The 15273-nt window shown below is 38.9% G+C and carries 16 protein-coding genes and 1 pseudogene; 6 read left to right on the forward strand and 11 right to left on the reverse strand.

The genetic code is table 11. From position 1 onward, the window contains the following. Nucleotides 1-228 precede the first annotated feature (228 nt). The 4 genes from purL (at nt 229) to KTJ10_RS04490 (ending at nt 6062) form a co-directional block, all read left to right on the forward strand. Nucleotides 229-4062: a phosphoribosylformylglycinamidine synthase gene (gene purL / locus KTJ10_RS04475; protein ID WP_262441450.1), complete on the forward strand. Its 3834-nt coding sequence runs from the start codon at nt 229-231 to the stop codon at nt 4060-4062. Between the two features lie 77 nt (nt 4063-4139). Then, entirely contained in the window at nt 4140-5345 is a 1206-nt protein-coding gene (locus KTJ10_RS04480) for a multidrug effflux MFS transporter (RefSeq protein WP_262441451.1), read from the forward strand. 202 nt (nt 5346-5547) lie between these two features. After that, nucleotides 5548-5673, forward strand: a complete 126-nt coding sequence (locus KTJ10_RS04485; protein ID WP_031944991.1) for a KGW motif small protein — start codon at nt 5548-5550, stop codon at nt 5671-5673. Nucleotides 5674-5741: 68 nt separating this feature from the next. After that, nucleotides 5742-6062 (forward strand): NGG1p interacting factor NIF3, encoded by a 321-nt coding sequence (locus KTJ10_RS04490; RefSeq protein WP_262441452.1) that lies wholly within the window; start codon nt 5742-5744, stop codon nt 6060-6062. Here the strand turns inward: KTJ10_RS04490 and KTJ10_RS04495 are convergent. Then, entirely contained in the window at nt 6055-6855 is an 801-nt protein-coding gene (locus tag KTJ10_RS04495) for an enoyl-CoA hydratase-related protein (RefSeq protein ID WP_262441453.1), read from the reverse strand. The genes KTJ10_RS04490 and KTJ10_RS04495 overlap by 8 nt on opposite strands. Nucleotides 6856-6964: 109 nt before the next feature. Here KTJ10_RS04495 and KTJ10_RS04500 point away from each other — a divergent pair, with 109 nt between their 5' ends. After that, the gene (locus KTJ10_RS04500) at nt 6965-7540 is read left to right on the forward strand and encodes a nicotinate-nicotinamide nucleotide adenylyltransferase (RefSeq protein WP_081410517.1); all 576 of its coding nucleotides are present in this window, start codon (nt 6965-6967) and stop codon (nt 7538-7540) included. An 11-nt stretch (nt 7541-7551) separates the two neighbouring features. On the opposite strand, the gene KTJ10_RS04505 is transcribed toward KTJ10_RS04500, so the two are convergent. The 8 genes and pseudogenes from KTJ10_RS04505 to dapD all read right to left on the reverse strand — a co-directional run bounded on the left by KTJ10_RS04505 (nt 7552) and on the right by dapD (nt 12085). Then, nucleotides 7552-7914 carry a glyoxalase superfamily protein gene (locus KTJ10_RS04505; RefSeq protein ID WP_002118499.1) on the reverse strand — a complete coding sequence of 121 codons (363 nt, stop codon included), beginning with the start codon at nt 7912-7914 and terminating at the stop codon, nt 7552-7554. Between the two features lie 11 nt (nt 7915-7925). Next, entirely contained in the window at nt 7926-8495 is a 570-nt protein-coding gene (locus tag KTJ10_RS04510) for a CAP domain-containing protein (protein ID WP_262441454.1), read from the reverse strand. Nucleotides 8496-8612: 117 nt separating this feature from the next. Further along, on the reverse strand, nt 8613-9074 hold the full coding sequence (locus KTJ10_RS04515) for a peroxiredoxin (protein WP_017480568.1): 462 nt from the start codon (nt 9072-9074) through the stop codon (nt 8613-8615). A 17-nt stretch (nt 9075-9091) separates the two neighbouring features. Beyond that, nucleotides 9092-9253, reverse strand: a pseudogene (locus tag KTJ10_RS04520) (ATPase); the annotation flags it as partial. A 59-nt stretch (nt 9254-9312) separates the two neighbouring features. Next, entirely contained in the window at nt 9313-9729 is a 417-nt protein-coding gene (locus KTJ10_RS04525) for a hypothetical protein (protein WP_005073124.1), read from the reverse strand. 16 nt (nt 9730-9745) lie between these two features. After that, the gene (queC, locus tag KTJ10_RS04530; RefSeq protein WP_002118843.1) at nt 9746-10414 is read right to left on the reverse strand and encodes a 7-cyano-7-deazaguanine synthase QueC; all 669 of its coding nucleotides are present in this window, start codon (nt 10412-10414) and stop codon (nt 9746-9748) included. A gap of 40 nt (nt 10415-10454) precedes the next feature. Beyond that, a complete protein-coding gene (queE, locus tag KTJ10_RS04535; protein WP_002118723.1) occupies nt 10455-11165 on the reverse strand; it encodes a 7-carboxy-7-deazaguanine synthase QueE in 711 nt (236 codons plus the stop codon). A 98-nt stretch (nt 11166-11263) separates the two neighbouring features. Further along, nucleotides 11264-12085 carry a 2,3,4,5-tetrahydropyridine-2,6-dicarboxylate N-succinyltransferase gene (gene dapD / locus KTJ10_RS04540; RefSeq protein WP_057086220.1) on the reverse strand — a complete coding sequence of 274 codons (822 nt, stop codon included), beginning with the start codon at nt 12083-12085 and terminating at the stop codon, nt 11264-11266. A 295-nt stretch (nt 12086-12380) separates the two neighbouring features. Here dapD and carO point away from each other — a divergent pair, with 295 nt between their 5' ends. After that, a complete protein-coding gene (carO, locus tag KTJ10_RS04545) occupies nt 12381-13121 on the forward strand; it encodes an ornithine uptake porin CarO type 3 (protein ID WP_057070314.1) in 741 nt (246 codons plus the stop codon). 88 nt (nt 13122-13209) lie between these two features. Here carO and KTJ10_RS04550 read toward each other — a convergent pair whose 3' ends face one another. Together KTJ10_RS04550 and KTJ10_RS04555 are read right to left on the reverse strand one after the other, a co-directional pair. Continuing rightward, entirely contained in the window at nt 13210-14133 is a 924-nt protein-coding gene (locus KTJ10_RS04550; RefSeq protein WP_002118601.1) for a CysB family HTH-type transcriptional regulator, read from the reverse strand. Nucleotides 14134-14204: 71 nt separating this feature from the next. Further along, nucleotides 14205-15266 carry a sulfate/molybdate ABC transporter ATP-binding protein gene (locus KTJ10_RS04555; RefSeq protein ID WP_002118816.1) on the reverse strand — a complete coding sequence of 354 codons (1062 nt, stop codon included), beginning with the start codon at nt 15264-15266 and terminating at the stop codon, nt 14205-14207. Nucleotides 15267-15273: the final 7 nt, after the last annotated feature.

The following is a 15273-nucleotide window of genomic DNA, read 5'->3' on the forward strand; positions in this document are numbered from 1 at the left end:
AGTTCGGGTTTTATTATGTTATTGAATAAACATGCAACAATTTATTTTTAGCAAGAATGACTAAAAAAATGATTTTGAACAAAAAACAAATCACTTCTTGCAGAATTAGGTTACAGAATACTGATTCTACATCTAGCTGATTTTACCAAGAAGCAGTAGAATATGCGCTCTCTCTAAAGTCACATTGCGGTAAGGTTCACAAGACCTGCCCGTGGAGCCAAAATCAACATGTTTATCGTGGCCGGTGCAGCAGCACATTCTTCTTTTAAGAAAGCTCAACTATTAACACGTTTATCGTCAATTAGTTCTGTTCAATCTTTTGACAGCCAATGGGTCTATTTGTTTGATCAAGCGCTCAACGAGCAGCAACATCAATCTGCTTTGCAATTATTAAATGACGGTGAGTCTTTTGAACTTCGTCAATCTGCAAGTGATGAGATTCAGATTTTAGTTACACCACGTGTGGGTACTATTTCACCTTGGTCTTCTAAAGCAACTGATATTTTCAAAAACTGTAATACACCAGTACACCGTCTAGAACGTGGTCTTTTATTCACGTTAAAAGGTGTTACTGAAATTACGAATGAAGTTAAACAAGTACTTCATGACCGTATGACAGAAACAGTTTTTGCTCAAATTGAAGATGCAAAAGCATTATTTTCAGAAACTGCTCCAAAACCATTAAATTCAATTGATATCTTGGGTCAAGGCAAAGAAGCTTTGGTTAAAGCGAACAATGAGTTCGGTTTTGCGTTATCTGAACAAGAAATTGATTATTTAACAGAAGCATTCGGTAAGCTTGGTCGTAATCCAAATGACATCGAGTTAATGATGTTTGCGCAGGCGAACTCTGAACACTGTCGTCATAAAATCTTTGGTTCTGAGTGGACAATTGATGGTGAAAAACAACCATTATCATTGTTCCAAATGATTAAAAACACTTATAAAGAATCACCAACTGACGTTTTATCGGCATATAAAGATAACGCTTCTGTAATTGTTGGTTATGACACGATGCGTTTTTATCCAAAAGCGGATGAAAATGGTCACTTTGTTTATAAATATAAGAGCCAAGCAGCTCATATTTTAATGAAGGTTGAAACTCATAACCACCCAACAGCAATTTCTCCATTTGCTGGTGCTGCAACTGGTTCAGGCGGTGAAATCCGTGATGAAGGTGCAACTGGTCGTGGTGGTAAACCAAAAGCTGGTTTAACAGGCTTTACAGTTTCTAACTTAAATATTCCTGGTTTTGAACAACCTTGGGAAGAAAACTACGGTAAACCTTCACGTATGGCATCGCCATTACAAATCATGATTGAAGGTCCATTAGGTGGCGCGGCATTTAACAACGAATTCGGTCGTCCTGCATTAAATGGTTATTTCCGTACTTTCGAACAAAATGTAAATGGTGAAGTGAAGGGCTTCCATAAGCCAATCATGATCGCTGGTGGTTACGGTAACATTCGTCCTGACCATGTAGAAAAAGATGCGATTCAACCTGGTGACTTGCTCATTGTATTGGGTGGCCCTGCAATGTTAATCGGTCTTGGTGGTGGTGCAGCATCTTCTGTAGATAGCGGTACAATGGGTGAAAGTCTTGATTTCGCATCTGTACAACGTGAAAACCCAGAAATGGAACGCCGTTGTCAAGAAGTAATTGATACTTGCTGGCGCTTAGAAGACTTCAATCCAATCGTTTCTGTACATGACGTTGGTGCAGGTGGTCTATCAAATGCTATGCCTGAACTTGTGAATGACCATGAGTTAGGTGCAGTTCTTAATCTTCGTAAAATTCCTTCATTAGAGCCGGGCATGAGCCCAATGGAAATCTGGTCAAATGAAGCACAAGAGCGTTATGTTCTTGCAATTCGTCCAGAATCATTAGAACAGTTCGAAGCAATCTGTGCACGTGAACGTTGTCCATTTGCTGTGTTAGGTGAAGCGACAGAAGCTCGTCACTTAACTGTTGAAGATCCATTGTTCCAAAACAATGCAGTTGATATCCCAATGCAAGTAATGCTTGGTGGTACACCGCGTATGCAACGTTCTTATGAAACAATTGAGCGTAAAGGTAACGAGTTTGACGCTTCAAAAGTTGATTTGAAAGATGCGATTTTCCGTGTATTGAAAAATCCTACAGTTGCTTCTAAATCATTCTTGATCACCATTGGTGACCGCTCAATTACAGGTATGGTTGCGCGTGATCAAATGGTTGGTCGTTGGCAGATTCCTGTTGCAGATGCAGCAGTAACGACGACAAGCTTACAAGGCTTCACTGGTGAAGCAATGGCGATGGGTGAACGTCCACCAGTTGCATTGTTAAATCCAGCAGCGTCTGCTCGTTTGGCAGTTGCTGAAGCAATTACTAATATTGCATGTGCAAATATTGAACAAATTAGTGATATCAAACTTTCTGCAAACTGGATGGCTGCTGCTGGTCAAAAAGGTGAAGACCAGGCGTTGTTTGAAGGTGTGAAAGCGATTGGTATGGAAATGTGTCCTGCTTTAGGAATTGCGATTCCTGTAGGTAAAGACTCGCTTTCAATGCGTACCACTTGGAATGACAACGGCGAAGATAAAGCTGTGACATCTCCAATGACAGGTGTAATTACTGCATTCGCTCCAGTAACAGATGTTCGTAAAACTTTAACACCTGAACTTAAGAATTTAGAAGATTCAGTACTTGTACGTATTGATTTATCTAAAGGTCAGTTCCGTTTAGGTGGTTCGATTCTTGCGCAAGTATATAAAGCAATTGGTTCAATCACTCCTGACGTTGATAGTTTTGATGATTTCAAAGCGTTTTTTGCTTTAATCCAAGACTGGAATAACCGTGGCTTGATTCAAGCTTACCATGACATTGGTGATGGTGGTTTACTCGCAACTGTTGCTGAAATGATGTTCGCTGCACGTTTAGGTGTTGCATTAGAAGACCAAACTCCAGCAAGTTTATTTGCTGAAGAAATTGGTGCAGTTCTTCAAATCAAAGCAGCTGATTGGGAAGCTTTACAAGCAGAACTTGCTGCTTCTAGCTTAAAAAATGCAATTGCTGTAGTTGGTCGTGTTAACAATACAGATCAATTATCTGTAAACGGTTTGACTTTAGAGCGTGCAGAATTGCAACAAGCTTGGTCTGAGGTATCTCATCAGATCCAACGTTTACGTGATAACGTAGAAACTGCTGACCAAGAATTTGCTTTAATTGCAGATAAATCACATCAAGGCTTAATTGCTAAACCAACATTTGACTTGAATGAACCTATTGAAGCACCGTTTATTAACACACGTCGTCCTAATATGGCGATCTTGCGTGAGCAAGGTGTAAATGGTCATATTGAGATGGCAGCAGCCTTTGATAAGGTTGGTTTCAATACCGTTGACGTGCACATGAGTGATTTACTTGCTGGTCGCGTTAGCCTAAGTGATTTTGAAGGTTTAGTGACTTGTGGTGGTTTCTCTTACGGTGACGTAATGGGTGCTGGCGGTGGCTGGGCAAAATCAGTTTTATTCAATGCGAAATTGCGTGATCAGTTTGAGCAATTCTTCCACCGTGAAGGTACGTTCAGCTTAGGTATCTGTAATGGTTGCCAAATGTTGTCACAATTGGCGCCGCTTATTCCAGGTGCTGAACACTGGCCACGCTTCCACCGCAATATGTCAGAAGTTTTTGAAGCTCGTAGCGTAAACGTTCGTGTTGAAAAATCAGTTTCTGTATTACTTGATGGTATGGAAGGTTCAATCTTACCGATTGCTGTGGCACATGGTGAGGGTCGTGCAGTTGCAAGTGAAGCTAACATTGCAAGCTTGAACGCATCTAACCAAGTTGCATTGCGTTATGTTGATAGCTACGGTAATCCGACTCAACATTACCCATTGAACCCGAATGGTTCGCCGGAAGCGATTACTGGTGTAACGTCTAAAGATGGTCGTGCAACGATCATGATGCCACACCCAGAGCGTACTTTCCGTGCAATTCAACACTCTTGGAGTCCAGAAGAGTGGACTGAAGATGGTGCATGGTTACGTATGTTCCGTAACGCACGTAAGTTTATTGGTTAATAGAAAAATTGAAATAAGCCACCGTAAGGTGGCTTATTTGTATGTAGTACAATATTAATAAATAGTAGAGAAGAAAAATGAAATCAAAAATCCATTTCCGCGAATTCGCATTGCTGATGGCATTGCTCATGTCTATTGTTTCTTTTTCGATAGATGCAGTCTTACCTGCTTTGGGCGAAATTGGACGAGTTTTTGACTTAAAAAATAATAATCAGACACAGTGGGTCATTATTGGTATCTTCTCTGGTATGACAATTGGGCAACTCATTGCAGGCCCTCTATCCGATGCGATTGGCCGTAAACGTATTTTATTTACCGGTATTATCATCTACTTTTTAGGAAGTTTACTGTGCTTTACCACCCAAAGTTTTGAATGGTTTCTAGTTGGACGTTTCACTCAAGGGGTTGGTGTATCAGGTCCTTACGTGGCTTCTATTTCAATTGTTAGAGATAAATACAGTGGGGCTCAAATGGCCCGCATCATGTCTTTAATTATGATGGTGTTTATGGTTGCCCCAGCAATTGCACCAAGTTTGGGACAGCTCATTATCCATTTCTTTGGTTGGCGTGAGATCTTTGTTTTATATATGGTCTATGCCACAGTTGTCGGGGCATGGGTCGCTTTACGTTTGGAAGAGACGTTACTTCCCGAAAATCGTTTACCTATGCGCTTACAGGCATTTCAGGAAGGTTTTAAAGAAGTAGTGAGTAACAAAACCACCATGAGCTATTTGCTATGTGCAGGTTTTTGCTTTGGTGGATTCATTGGTTACTTAGGTACTTCTCAGCAAATTTTTATGCAGCAGTTTGGTAAAACAGGGCAAGAATTTAGCGCTTATTTTGCTGTGCTTGCAGGTGTGATGGGCATCGCTTCATTTACAAACTCTAAAATTGTTATGAAGTTTGGTATGCGTCCAATCTGTATTTACGGCTTTCTAGGTTTGTGCTTAATTTCTTTAGTTTTCTTAGGAGTTCAACTTTTAGGTGTGGCTGTTTCATTCTGGATGTTTATGCTTTATGCCTGCATTTTATTTTTATTATTTGGAACTTTATTTGGTAATTTAAACGCGATTGCAATGGAACCAATGGGGCATGTTGCTGGTATGGCTTCGGCCATTATTGGTGCAGCATCCTCTGTTTTGTCACTTATTCTCGCTTCCATTATTGGGCAGCTATATAACGGTACATTAATACCAATGACTGGCGGTTTCGTCATTTTATGTGGTTTAGCATTCATGATGACAATATATGAGAACAGATATTTAAAGAAATCGAATGCTTAAAATTATAAAGACGCAGCTCTAGCACACTGAAATTTAAAACTTTGTTCAGAGTAAGAGCTACATATAAATGAGTGTAGCTCTAGTAAGCATTTTAGGAAAATTATAAGCCTATAGACATTCGGCTATTTAACACTTTATAGTTTGTTCAAGATTGGATCAATTTTTGCTTTCTCTGTAACAACGATAAAAATCGGAGATCAAAATGATGAAAAATAAGTATCACATAAGAACAATGTATACCAAAGATAAGGGCTGGCGCTTGTTTGGCTTGGCGCTTGCCATTCAAATCCTCTTTATTGGAGTAAATTATTTGGTAATGATGAGCTGACTTTGATTTAGAAGCTTTTTTAAAGGTATGATTTAAAGCTAGTTCACTAGTTTCGAGCCATTCTACTTATGTTAAAGCTGATTTATTACGTACCTGAGTCACATCTTGAGTCGACAAAACAAGCTATTTTTTCTGCTGGTGCGGGTGGTATCGGTAATTATGAACACTGTGCATGGCAGGTGAAAGGAACAGGACAATTTAAACCAGTCAAAGGTGCAGATCCTTATATCGGAGAGCTGGGTGAACTCGAACAAGTTGATGAGTGGCGTGTAGAAACAATTGTAATTGAAGAAAATGCAAAGGCTGTAGCAAAAGCATTAAAGGCAAGCCATCTTTATGAAGAGCCTGCCTTTGAGTTTATTCAAATCATAGAAATTGATTTTAATTAAACTGTGAGAAATCTGGTTTACGTTTTTGCATAAATGCTTGTACAGCTTCTAGCATTTCTGGAGATTGAACGCGCTGCATAAAGATTTCAGCTTCATAATCAATACATCCAATAATTTGATCTAAATCATGTTTCATCAATGCTTTTGTTTGTTTTAAGGATGCAAGTGGTAAAGCTGCTAAATGTTGAGCAGTTGCCTGAGCAGATGCATAAGCATCTTCAACGACTTCATTCACTAAACCTGCTTGGACGGCAGTTTCTGCATTAAATTTTTTCGCTGTAAATAGAAGTTCAGCTGCTTTGTGATAACCCGCTTGTTTAACCAATAGTTGGCTTGCACCACCTTCTGGTGAAAGACCAAGACTAACAAATGGAATTTGGAAAAGAGCAGTGTTGTCAGCAAAAACTAAATCTGCGTGTAATAAAATCGTAACACCAATACCAATTGCCACACCTTTTACTGCAATAATAAGCGGCTTCGATAATCTAGCAGCAGATTTAAGGAGTACAAATGGAGGAACTTGACCTGCCGGACCAGCATTAGGATGTTGTACAAAACCCATAAAATCTTTCATGTCATTCCCAGCGGTAAAATCTTGCTCTACGCCACGAAGAACGATTACTCGTACATCTTTGTCTTGGTTAGCTTCATCAAGTGCTTTAGCAATCCATAAATAAAGTTCGCCATACAGCGCATTTTTTGCTTCTGGACGATTTATGGCTAAGGTGAGTACGCCACCTTCTAAATTTGCATGTAAATGTTGATGAGGTTGTTGAATACAGCTAAGTGTCATCGTACTATCCTTGCTTTAAACCACGTTGTTAATTTTTAGGTTCTCATTATGGCGCATATTCTTTCTAATGCGGGTAACTGGTGAGTTCATAAAAAGTGAAAATCTAATTATGTATAAATTTGACTATCTCGTTTTTATAGGGCGTTTTCAACCATTTCATTTGGCTCATATGCAGACAATTGAAATTGCCTTACAACAAAGCCACTATGTCGTTTTGGCATTAGGCTCTGCTCAAATGGAACGTAATATTAAAAATCCGTTCTTAGCAGTAGAGCGTGAGCAAATGATCTTGTCAAATTTCTCATTAGAAGAACAAAAACGCATTCGTTTTGTACATGTAGTAGATGTTTATAATGACGAAAAATGGGTAAAACAAGTCAAATCTTTAGTGAATGGCATAATTGAACCGAACTCAAAAGTAGGTTTGATTGGACACTTTAAGGATGAGTCTTCATATTATTTACGACTATTTCCTGAGTGGATTATGGTTGAACTTGATAGTTTAAAGGACTCTATTTCGGCAACGCCAATGCGTGAAGCTTATTATCGTGGTGAAATCCAAACAGAGTTTTTTCCTGTAGGAACTATTCAATTTTTGGATGAATTTAAAAAAACACGCACTTATCAACAGTTGCAACAACGCTTTGAAGAAGATGATCGCTCTAATTTAGATGATTTTGAGTAAGTGTATATAAATTAAGCATCTGCCCAAAAGATAATTCGGTTGGAAAAAGGATCGGTGATGCTGAGTTCAAGTGTTTCCCAATCTGTTTTTTCAACTTGAGGCTTAGAAAATTTATAATCTTTTTTGCTTAGTTCACTGTGCAACTCATAGATATGTTCCCAATAGATACGGATCGCACTATGTGGACTTGCATCACCAAAATGCTCGGATAAATGAATAACACAATCATCTTTAGAAATTTGTAAATATAACGGGAAGTTATCTTCAAATTGATGTTGCCAATCAAGCTGAAAACCTAAGAACTCAAGATAAAATGATTGAGCTAACTCGACATCAAAAATTCTTAAAATAGGGGTGATCGAACCTGATTGCATCTTTTTTCCTTTTAACGTGTACCAAATTGTTGAGTCCAATAGCTCTTTTGTTTTACAGATTGATCAGAAGCACAAGCAATTGCATAGGTTGTAAATTTAGGGTTCATTAGGTTACTACAATGTAAGGGACTCGATAGCCATCTAGACATCACTTCATCTAATGTTTTCTGTCCACTCGCGACATTTTCACCATTGGCTTTACCGAGTGTATTATAAATTTTTAAACGTGATTTTAAATCTAGCCCCGTGGAGCCAACATGTCCGAGAAAATTGTGTGTCGCCATATCTTCACTATGAGAAAGTGCACTTTTATATAAACTATTACTCCAACTCAGTGGTCTGGTTGCAGAGAAATGTTGTTGTCCACATTGGCGTGATTGCTGGCGAATCTGATTAATTATTTTAAGTACAGTTTGTTGATAGGCGGGGTTTTGTAAATCTTGGCAACTTATTCTTATAGATGGAGTTTCAACTTGTGGTGTAGATGATGTAAGTGAGGGCGGCATACTGGATGAACTAACGGAGCATGCAGAAATAACAAGACCACTAGACAGTAAATTACAAACTTTGAGCAGACTCATGTAAATACCTTAGCGTGAATTATTCTAATATGTTTATCATACGCCAAAGTAAAGTAGTAAGTAATTTGTTCATATACAAAAAACGAGCATTATGCCCGCTTTTTGTTTTTAAGTTTATTAAGCTGTTTGTAGTGCTTTTAAGTCTTCTAGAACTTGCTCTGCGTGCCCAGCTGCTTTAACTTTGCGATAGCTTTTAACTAAAGTTTTGTTATGGAAAATAAAAGTAGAACGTTCAATACCCATTACTTTTTTACCATACATATTCTTTTCTTTAATCACATCAAAGTGATGACAAAGAGTTTCTTCTTTATCACTGATCAGATCAATAGTAAGTGCTTGCTTCTCTGTAAAATTTTGATGGGCTTTTACCGAGTCACGTGAAATACCGAAAATACGGGCACCTAAAGCTTCAAATTGATCTTTCAAACAAGAAAAACCAACTGCTTGTGTTGTACAGCCTGGTGTTGAGTCTTTAGGATAGAAGTAAATGATTAACCATTCATTTTCGACTTCGGCCAAGTTCACTTCGCCGTGTGTAGTAGGGAACACCTGATTTGGGAGTTGAATATTCTCAGACATTTCTTATCCTTTAAAAGTTAAATTTGATCTAATTCAAGTGGTAAAAAAGCGTATTCCTCATGATAAACAATATTGAGTTTTCTTACAGGGATTGCTTTGTTAAAAATTGGCCCATCAATCACGGTCGTATGAAATTCACCGCCCTCACCACATGGATCAATACCACGGTTCTCAAACTCTTTAACAAAACTATAAAAAAGCCTGCATAAATGCAGGCTTAATTTGGAGTAACAAAAGTTTATTTTTTAGGAGCTTGTTGTTGAGCTGCCTTCATTGCATCTTCAGTTAACTTTTCAAGCTTAGTTGTTAACTGAGGGCCGAAACATGCTTTAAGATCACGGTTTTGTTGTTGTACAAATCCTAGAGAACTTGGGCTTTTCTTCGCATTGATTGCGCTTTGGATTTCCCATTTTTGTGCTTCAGTCACTTTACCTTGTGCTTCAACTTGGCAGCTACAGAATTTGCTAACTTCAGATGAACTTAACTTGCCGCCTTTAGCAGTTTGTTCTTTACAAACGTTAACTAATGCACCTTTAACGTTAGTACTTTTATATGCCGCTTGAACTGGGTTTTCAGCTGCTTGAGCTGAACCAGCCATAAGTGCAGCTGCTGAGAATAAAGATGAAAGAATAAGATTTGATTTTAACAACTTCATAAATTTTACCTACTTATTACGGTATATAGCGTGTTGGATCGGTAACACCAGCATCGATAAAGCCTTCTTTACGCAAACGGCAACTGTCACATTTACCACACGCACGTCCTTGAGCATCTGCTTGGTAGCAAGATACCGTTTGACTATAGTCTACGCCATGTTCAATCCCTAAACGTATGATATTCGCTTTGGATAAATGTAACAGGGGTGTTTCAAACTTAAGTGGTTTTCCTTCTACGCCAGCTTTAGTTGCTAAACGGGCCATATTCGCAAAAGCATCAATAAATTCAGGGCGACAATCAGGATATCCTGAATAATCAACGGCATTGATACCAATAACAATAGCTTCAGCATTAAATACTTCGGCTGCTGCTAGAGCATATGAGAGGAAAATAGTGTTACGCGCTGGTACATAAGTTACAGGAATACCTTCTTGTAACTGTTCTGGTACTGCAATGTTGTGATCTGTAAGTGCTGATCCGCCTAAATTTGCTAGATCAATATTAATTACACGATGTTCAACACCTGAACGCTGAGCTAATGCTTTTGCAGCATCAAGTTCAGTGGTTGAGCGTTGGCCATACATAAAACTAATAGCAATACATTCATAGCGCGCTTGTGCCCAAGCTAGGCAAGTGGTTGAGTCTAAGCCGCCTGAAAGTAAAACAATGGCACGAGAGCGCATATTTTTCTCCATATTCGGAATGATTTATTTTATTGAGTGATTAACGACCTGATTCATCGTTCCAAAGCAGTTTATGTAACTGAAGCTGGAAACGAACAGGTAATTTATCATCAAGTATCCACTGTGCCAGATCACGTGCTAGACGTGGCAGGCCTACAGCACCTTTTTCAACCGCAAAGGCAGGGGAGAACCAAACGGTACTGACTTTGGTTTGCAGTTGATATTTTTCAACTTGTTGCTTTGACCATTCATAGTCTTCACGATTACAAATCACAAATTTGATTTGGTCACGTGGTGTTAAATGGTCAAGATTACTGATGAGATTGCGATGTTCTTCACCAGAAGTTGGAGTCTTTAAATCGAGGACTTTTGAAACACGGGGATCCACTCTTGATACATCAAGAGCTCCACTGGTTTCTAGAGAAACGTCAAAACCTGCCTCACATAAACGTTGTAATAAAATCAAACAGTTTGGCTGAGCAAGAGGTTCACCACCTGTTACACAAATATAAGGTGTTTGAAATTGTGTCGCTGTTTCAATGATATGTTCAAGTGAAAAACGTTCGCCACCTTCGAAGGAATAGGTGGTATCGCAATAGCTACAACGTAATGGACAGCCTGTTAGACGAATAAATACAGTCGGTAGGCCAGAGGCATTTGCTTCACCCTGCAACGAGTAAAAAATCTCGGTAATGCGTAAACCGGACGCAGGGTCTGAGACAGGAATTGCAGAGGAACGTAAGGAAGCCATTCTAGAAATACCACACTATATAAAAAATAAAATCTCTACGATCAGTTTGATCGTAGAGATGAGGAGCGATTAAAGCTCCGCCAGAGAGTTATAACAAATTAGTCAGCGCGTAACAAATCGTTCAAGCTTGTTTTTGAACGTGTTTGCGCATCAACTTTTTTCACGATAATTGCAGCATATAAGCTGTAAGTACCACATTTAGATGGCAAGCTACCTGCAACTACAACTGAACCTGCTGGTACACGACCATAATGGATTTCGCCAGTTTCACGGTCATAAATTTTAGTTGATTGACCAATGAAAACACCCATTGAAATGACTGAGCCTTCTTCAACGATAACGCCTTCAACGATTTCTGAACGTGCACCGATAAAGCAGTTGTCTTCAATAATGGTTGGGTTAGCTTGTAATGGTTCTAAAACACCACCAATACCTACACCACCAGACAAGTGAACATTTTTACCGATTTGAGCACATGAACCTACAGTTGCCCATGTATCAACCATTGTGCCCTCATCTACATAAGCGCCAATGTTGACATAAGATGGCATTAACACCACGTTTTTAGCTTGGAAGCTACCACGACGTGCCACAGCAGGAGGAACAACACGAACACCTGCAGCTTTAAATTGCTCTTCAGTCCAACCAGAGAATTTAGTTTCAACTTTGTCATAGAAACGAAGATCACATGACTCGATTGGTTTATTGTCATTAAGTTTAAATGATAATAAAACAGCTTTTTTTAACCATTGATGAACAACCCATTCACCATTGATTTTTTCAGCAACTCGAAGTGTACCGTTATCTAAACCAGCAATTGCTTCTTCAACAGCTTGGCGAATTTCGCTTGAACAATCTGCTGCAGTAAAATTTGCGCGGTCTTCAAATGCTTGCTCAATGATTGTAGAAAGCTGAGACATGATCTTCCTTCCATAAAAAATTTTAAAGATTTTACACTAATTTGTGACAAGAATCTTTCAAAAAACGTGTTACGTTTAATTGATGATATAAATGAGATAAATCGAAATAAGCTTATTAGATAATCAAGTGTTTTTTACACAAAAATGATTTGAAAATAAAAATTTAACTCAATTTGTATCAAAAAATAACAGAAATCTAGCATTTTTTGTATAAAAAAGAATCTAAGCTGTCTTTATTATGATTTCAGTCACAAGATGAATAAATTAAAAACAGAGCCTTTTTGAGGAGAAAACTATGAAAGCATTACGTGTATTAGTCACCACAACAGCTTTATTCGCTGCTGGCGCTGCTATGGCAGATGAAGCTGTTGTTCATGACAGCTACGCATTTGACAAAAACCAATTAATTCCTGTGGGGGCGCGTGCTGAAGTAGGTACAACTGGTTACGGTGGTGCTTTATTATGGCAAGCAAACCCATATGTAGGTTTAGCTTTAGGTTATAATGGTGGTGACATTTCTTGGTCTGATGATGTAAAAGTCAATGGTTCAACTTATGACCTAGATATGGAAAACAACAATATTTACTTAAACGCTGAAATTCGTCCTTGGGGTGCAAGTACTAACCGTTGGGCTCAAGGGTTATATGTAGCAGCAGGTGCAGCTTATCTTGATAACGATTATGATTTGACTCGTAACGTTGATGCAACTCGTTCATTCCGCGTAAATAATCAAGACTTTATTGCGGGTGCCGATGGCGTGAAAATTAATGGTCAAATGTCTTACAAAAATGATATTGCTCCTTACTTAGGTTTTGGTTTTGCACCTAAGATCAATAAAAACTGGGGTGTATTCGGTGAGGTAGGTGCTTACTACACTGGCAACCCAACTGTTAAATTAGCTTCAACAGGTTCGGCAGTTACAACTGGTGATCAATCACTTGAAGAAGCAGTAAATGCAGAAGCACGTAAAATTGCCAACGATGATAAATACCAATGGTTACCAGTTGGTAAAGTTGGTGTGAACTTCTACTGGTAAGATCCAAAAACAAAAAACGAGCTACGGCTCGTTTTTTTTACTTAATAAAATAAAAGCGCTAAAAAGCGCTTTTATTTATTTTTAATCTTTATTCATCTGGATAAGCAATTTTCTTAAGCGCTTTAATATCGGCATCAGGTGAGCATAAAGAAATAAATTCGTAACCATAACCGCGTAATAGATGACCTTTGCGAACTGCAATCCAAGTGGTATTAACACCAAAAATATCAGTTTTGGTTTGCTTTAAACGATAATCACGTTCTGTGTCATAAGCCACATCATTGACAATCCCGACACCCATGCCGAGTTCTACATAGGTTTTAATAACATCGGCATCAAGAGCTGACATTACGATATCTGCATCTAGGTGAGCTTCTTCAAACGCTTTATCAATTTTAGATCGACCTGTAAAACCACCATGATATGTAATGAGTGGATATTCAGCTAAAAGTTCTAGAGTGATCTTGTCCGCCTGCACTAAAGGATGATTTTGCGGGGTAATAATACTGTGTTGCCATTGGTAGTAAGGAATACTAGCCAGATTTTCTTCAGTTGTTAAAGACTCGGTTGCAATTCCAATATCAGCTTCACCTTGTAAAAGCATTTCTGAAATTTCGACAGGGCTAGCTTGTTGTAAAATTAAATGTACTTTTGGGAATAATTTCTTAAATTGATTAACGATTGGAGGCAATACATAACGCGCTTGAGTATGCGTAGTTGCGATCGTTAATGTTCCTTCGTCAACCTTATTAAAATCTTCGGCAAGTCTTTTAATATTTTCAGCATCAACTAACATGCGTTCAACAATGCTAAGAAGTGATTGGCCTGGTTCTGTTAAACCTAAAAGGCGTTTACCTTTACGAACGAAAAGTTGAACACCTAATTCATCTTCTAAATCTTTAATGTGCTTACTTACACCTGATTGAGATGTGTAGAGTGCAGCCGATGCTTCCGTTAAGTTAAAGTTTTGGCGTACTGTTTCTCGGATAATTCTTAATTGTTGAAAGTTCATTTACACTTTTCCTCAAAAGAGGTGAGGAGCGTCTAAAGATCCGCAAGATATTTCCTCACCAAATATATTTCTTAAGCAACTTGGTCTGCAAATAAGTGCAATTGAGATGCGCTCACCCAAACAGTTTGATTAGGTTTAAATGCATGTAATTTTGCAGCTTCACTGCTCAGAGCAATTTCAATTAAACGTCCATTACGGTCTTGTAATTCGGCCACTACTTTTCCAGCAATCCAGATTTCACGTACAAAAGTCGCTTCAATGGTATTTGCTTGCGGTTGCGAGTGAATATGTAACTCATCTGGACGAGCAAAAGCAATCACTTTTCCTTGAGGTGCCTCAACTGCTGTTGGTAATTGAATACGGTCATTACCGATACGGATGATACCTTCCGTATGTTCACCTTCAAATCGATTTGCCTGACCCAAGAAATCAAACACAAATGGCGTTGCAGGTTTTTCATAAACTTCACGAGGTGAACCGATCTGCTCAACATTGCCTTTATTCATGACAATAATCTGGTCTGCAACCTCAAGTGCTTCTTCCTGATCGTGAGTTACGAAAATTGAAGTGATATGCAATTCATCATGTAAGTTGCGTAACCAGCGGCGTAACTCTTTACGGACTTTAGCATCTAGCGCACCAAATGGTTCATCGAGTAGTAAAACACGAGGTTCTACTGCCAAAGCCCGTGCTAAAGCAATACGCTGACGTTGTCCGCCTGAAAGCTGAGCAGGGTAGCGGTCTGCTAAAAAGCCCAGTTGGACTAGATCAAGTAAACGAGTGACACGTTTTTTAATTTCAGCTTCCGAAGGGCGTGTTGCACGAGGTCGAACACGTAAACCAAAGGCAATATTGTCAAATACGGTCATATGGCGGAATAAAGCATAATGCTGGAATACAAAGCCAACCTGACGCTCACGCACATGTACATTGGTTGCATCTTCGCCTTCAAGTAGCACTTGACCACCATCGGCTGATTCTAGACCTGCAATAATACGGAGTAGCGTTGTTTTACCGCATCCAGATGGCCCGAGTAGCGCAACCAGTTCACCTTCTGGAAAATCTAGGGAAATATTTTTAAGCGCATGGAATGCACCAAAGTGTTTTTCAATATTTTTAACTTGAATACTCATGATTTCA

Origin of the sequence: Acinetobacter sp. WU_MDCI_Abxc222, from assembly GCF_025514755.1 — a bacterium.
Lineage (GTDB): Bacteria > Pseudomonadota > Gammaproteobacteria > Pseudomonadales > Moraxellaceae > Acinetobacter > Acinetobacter geminorum.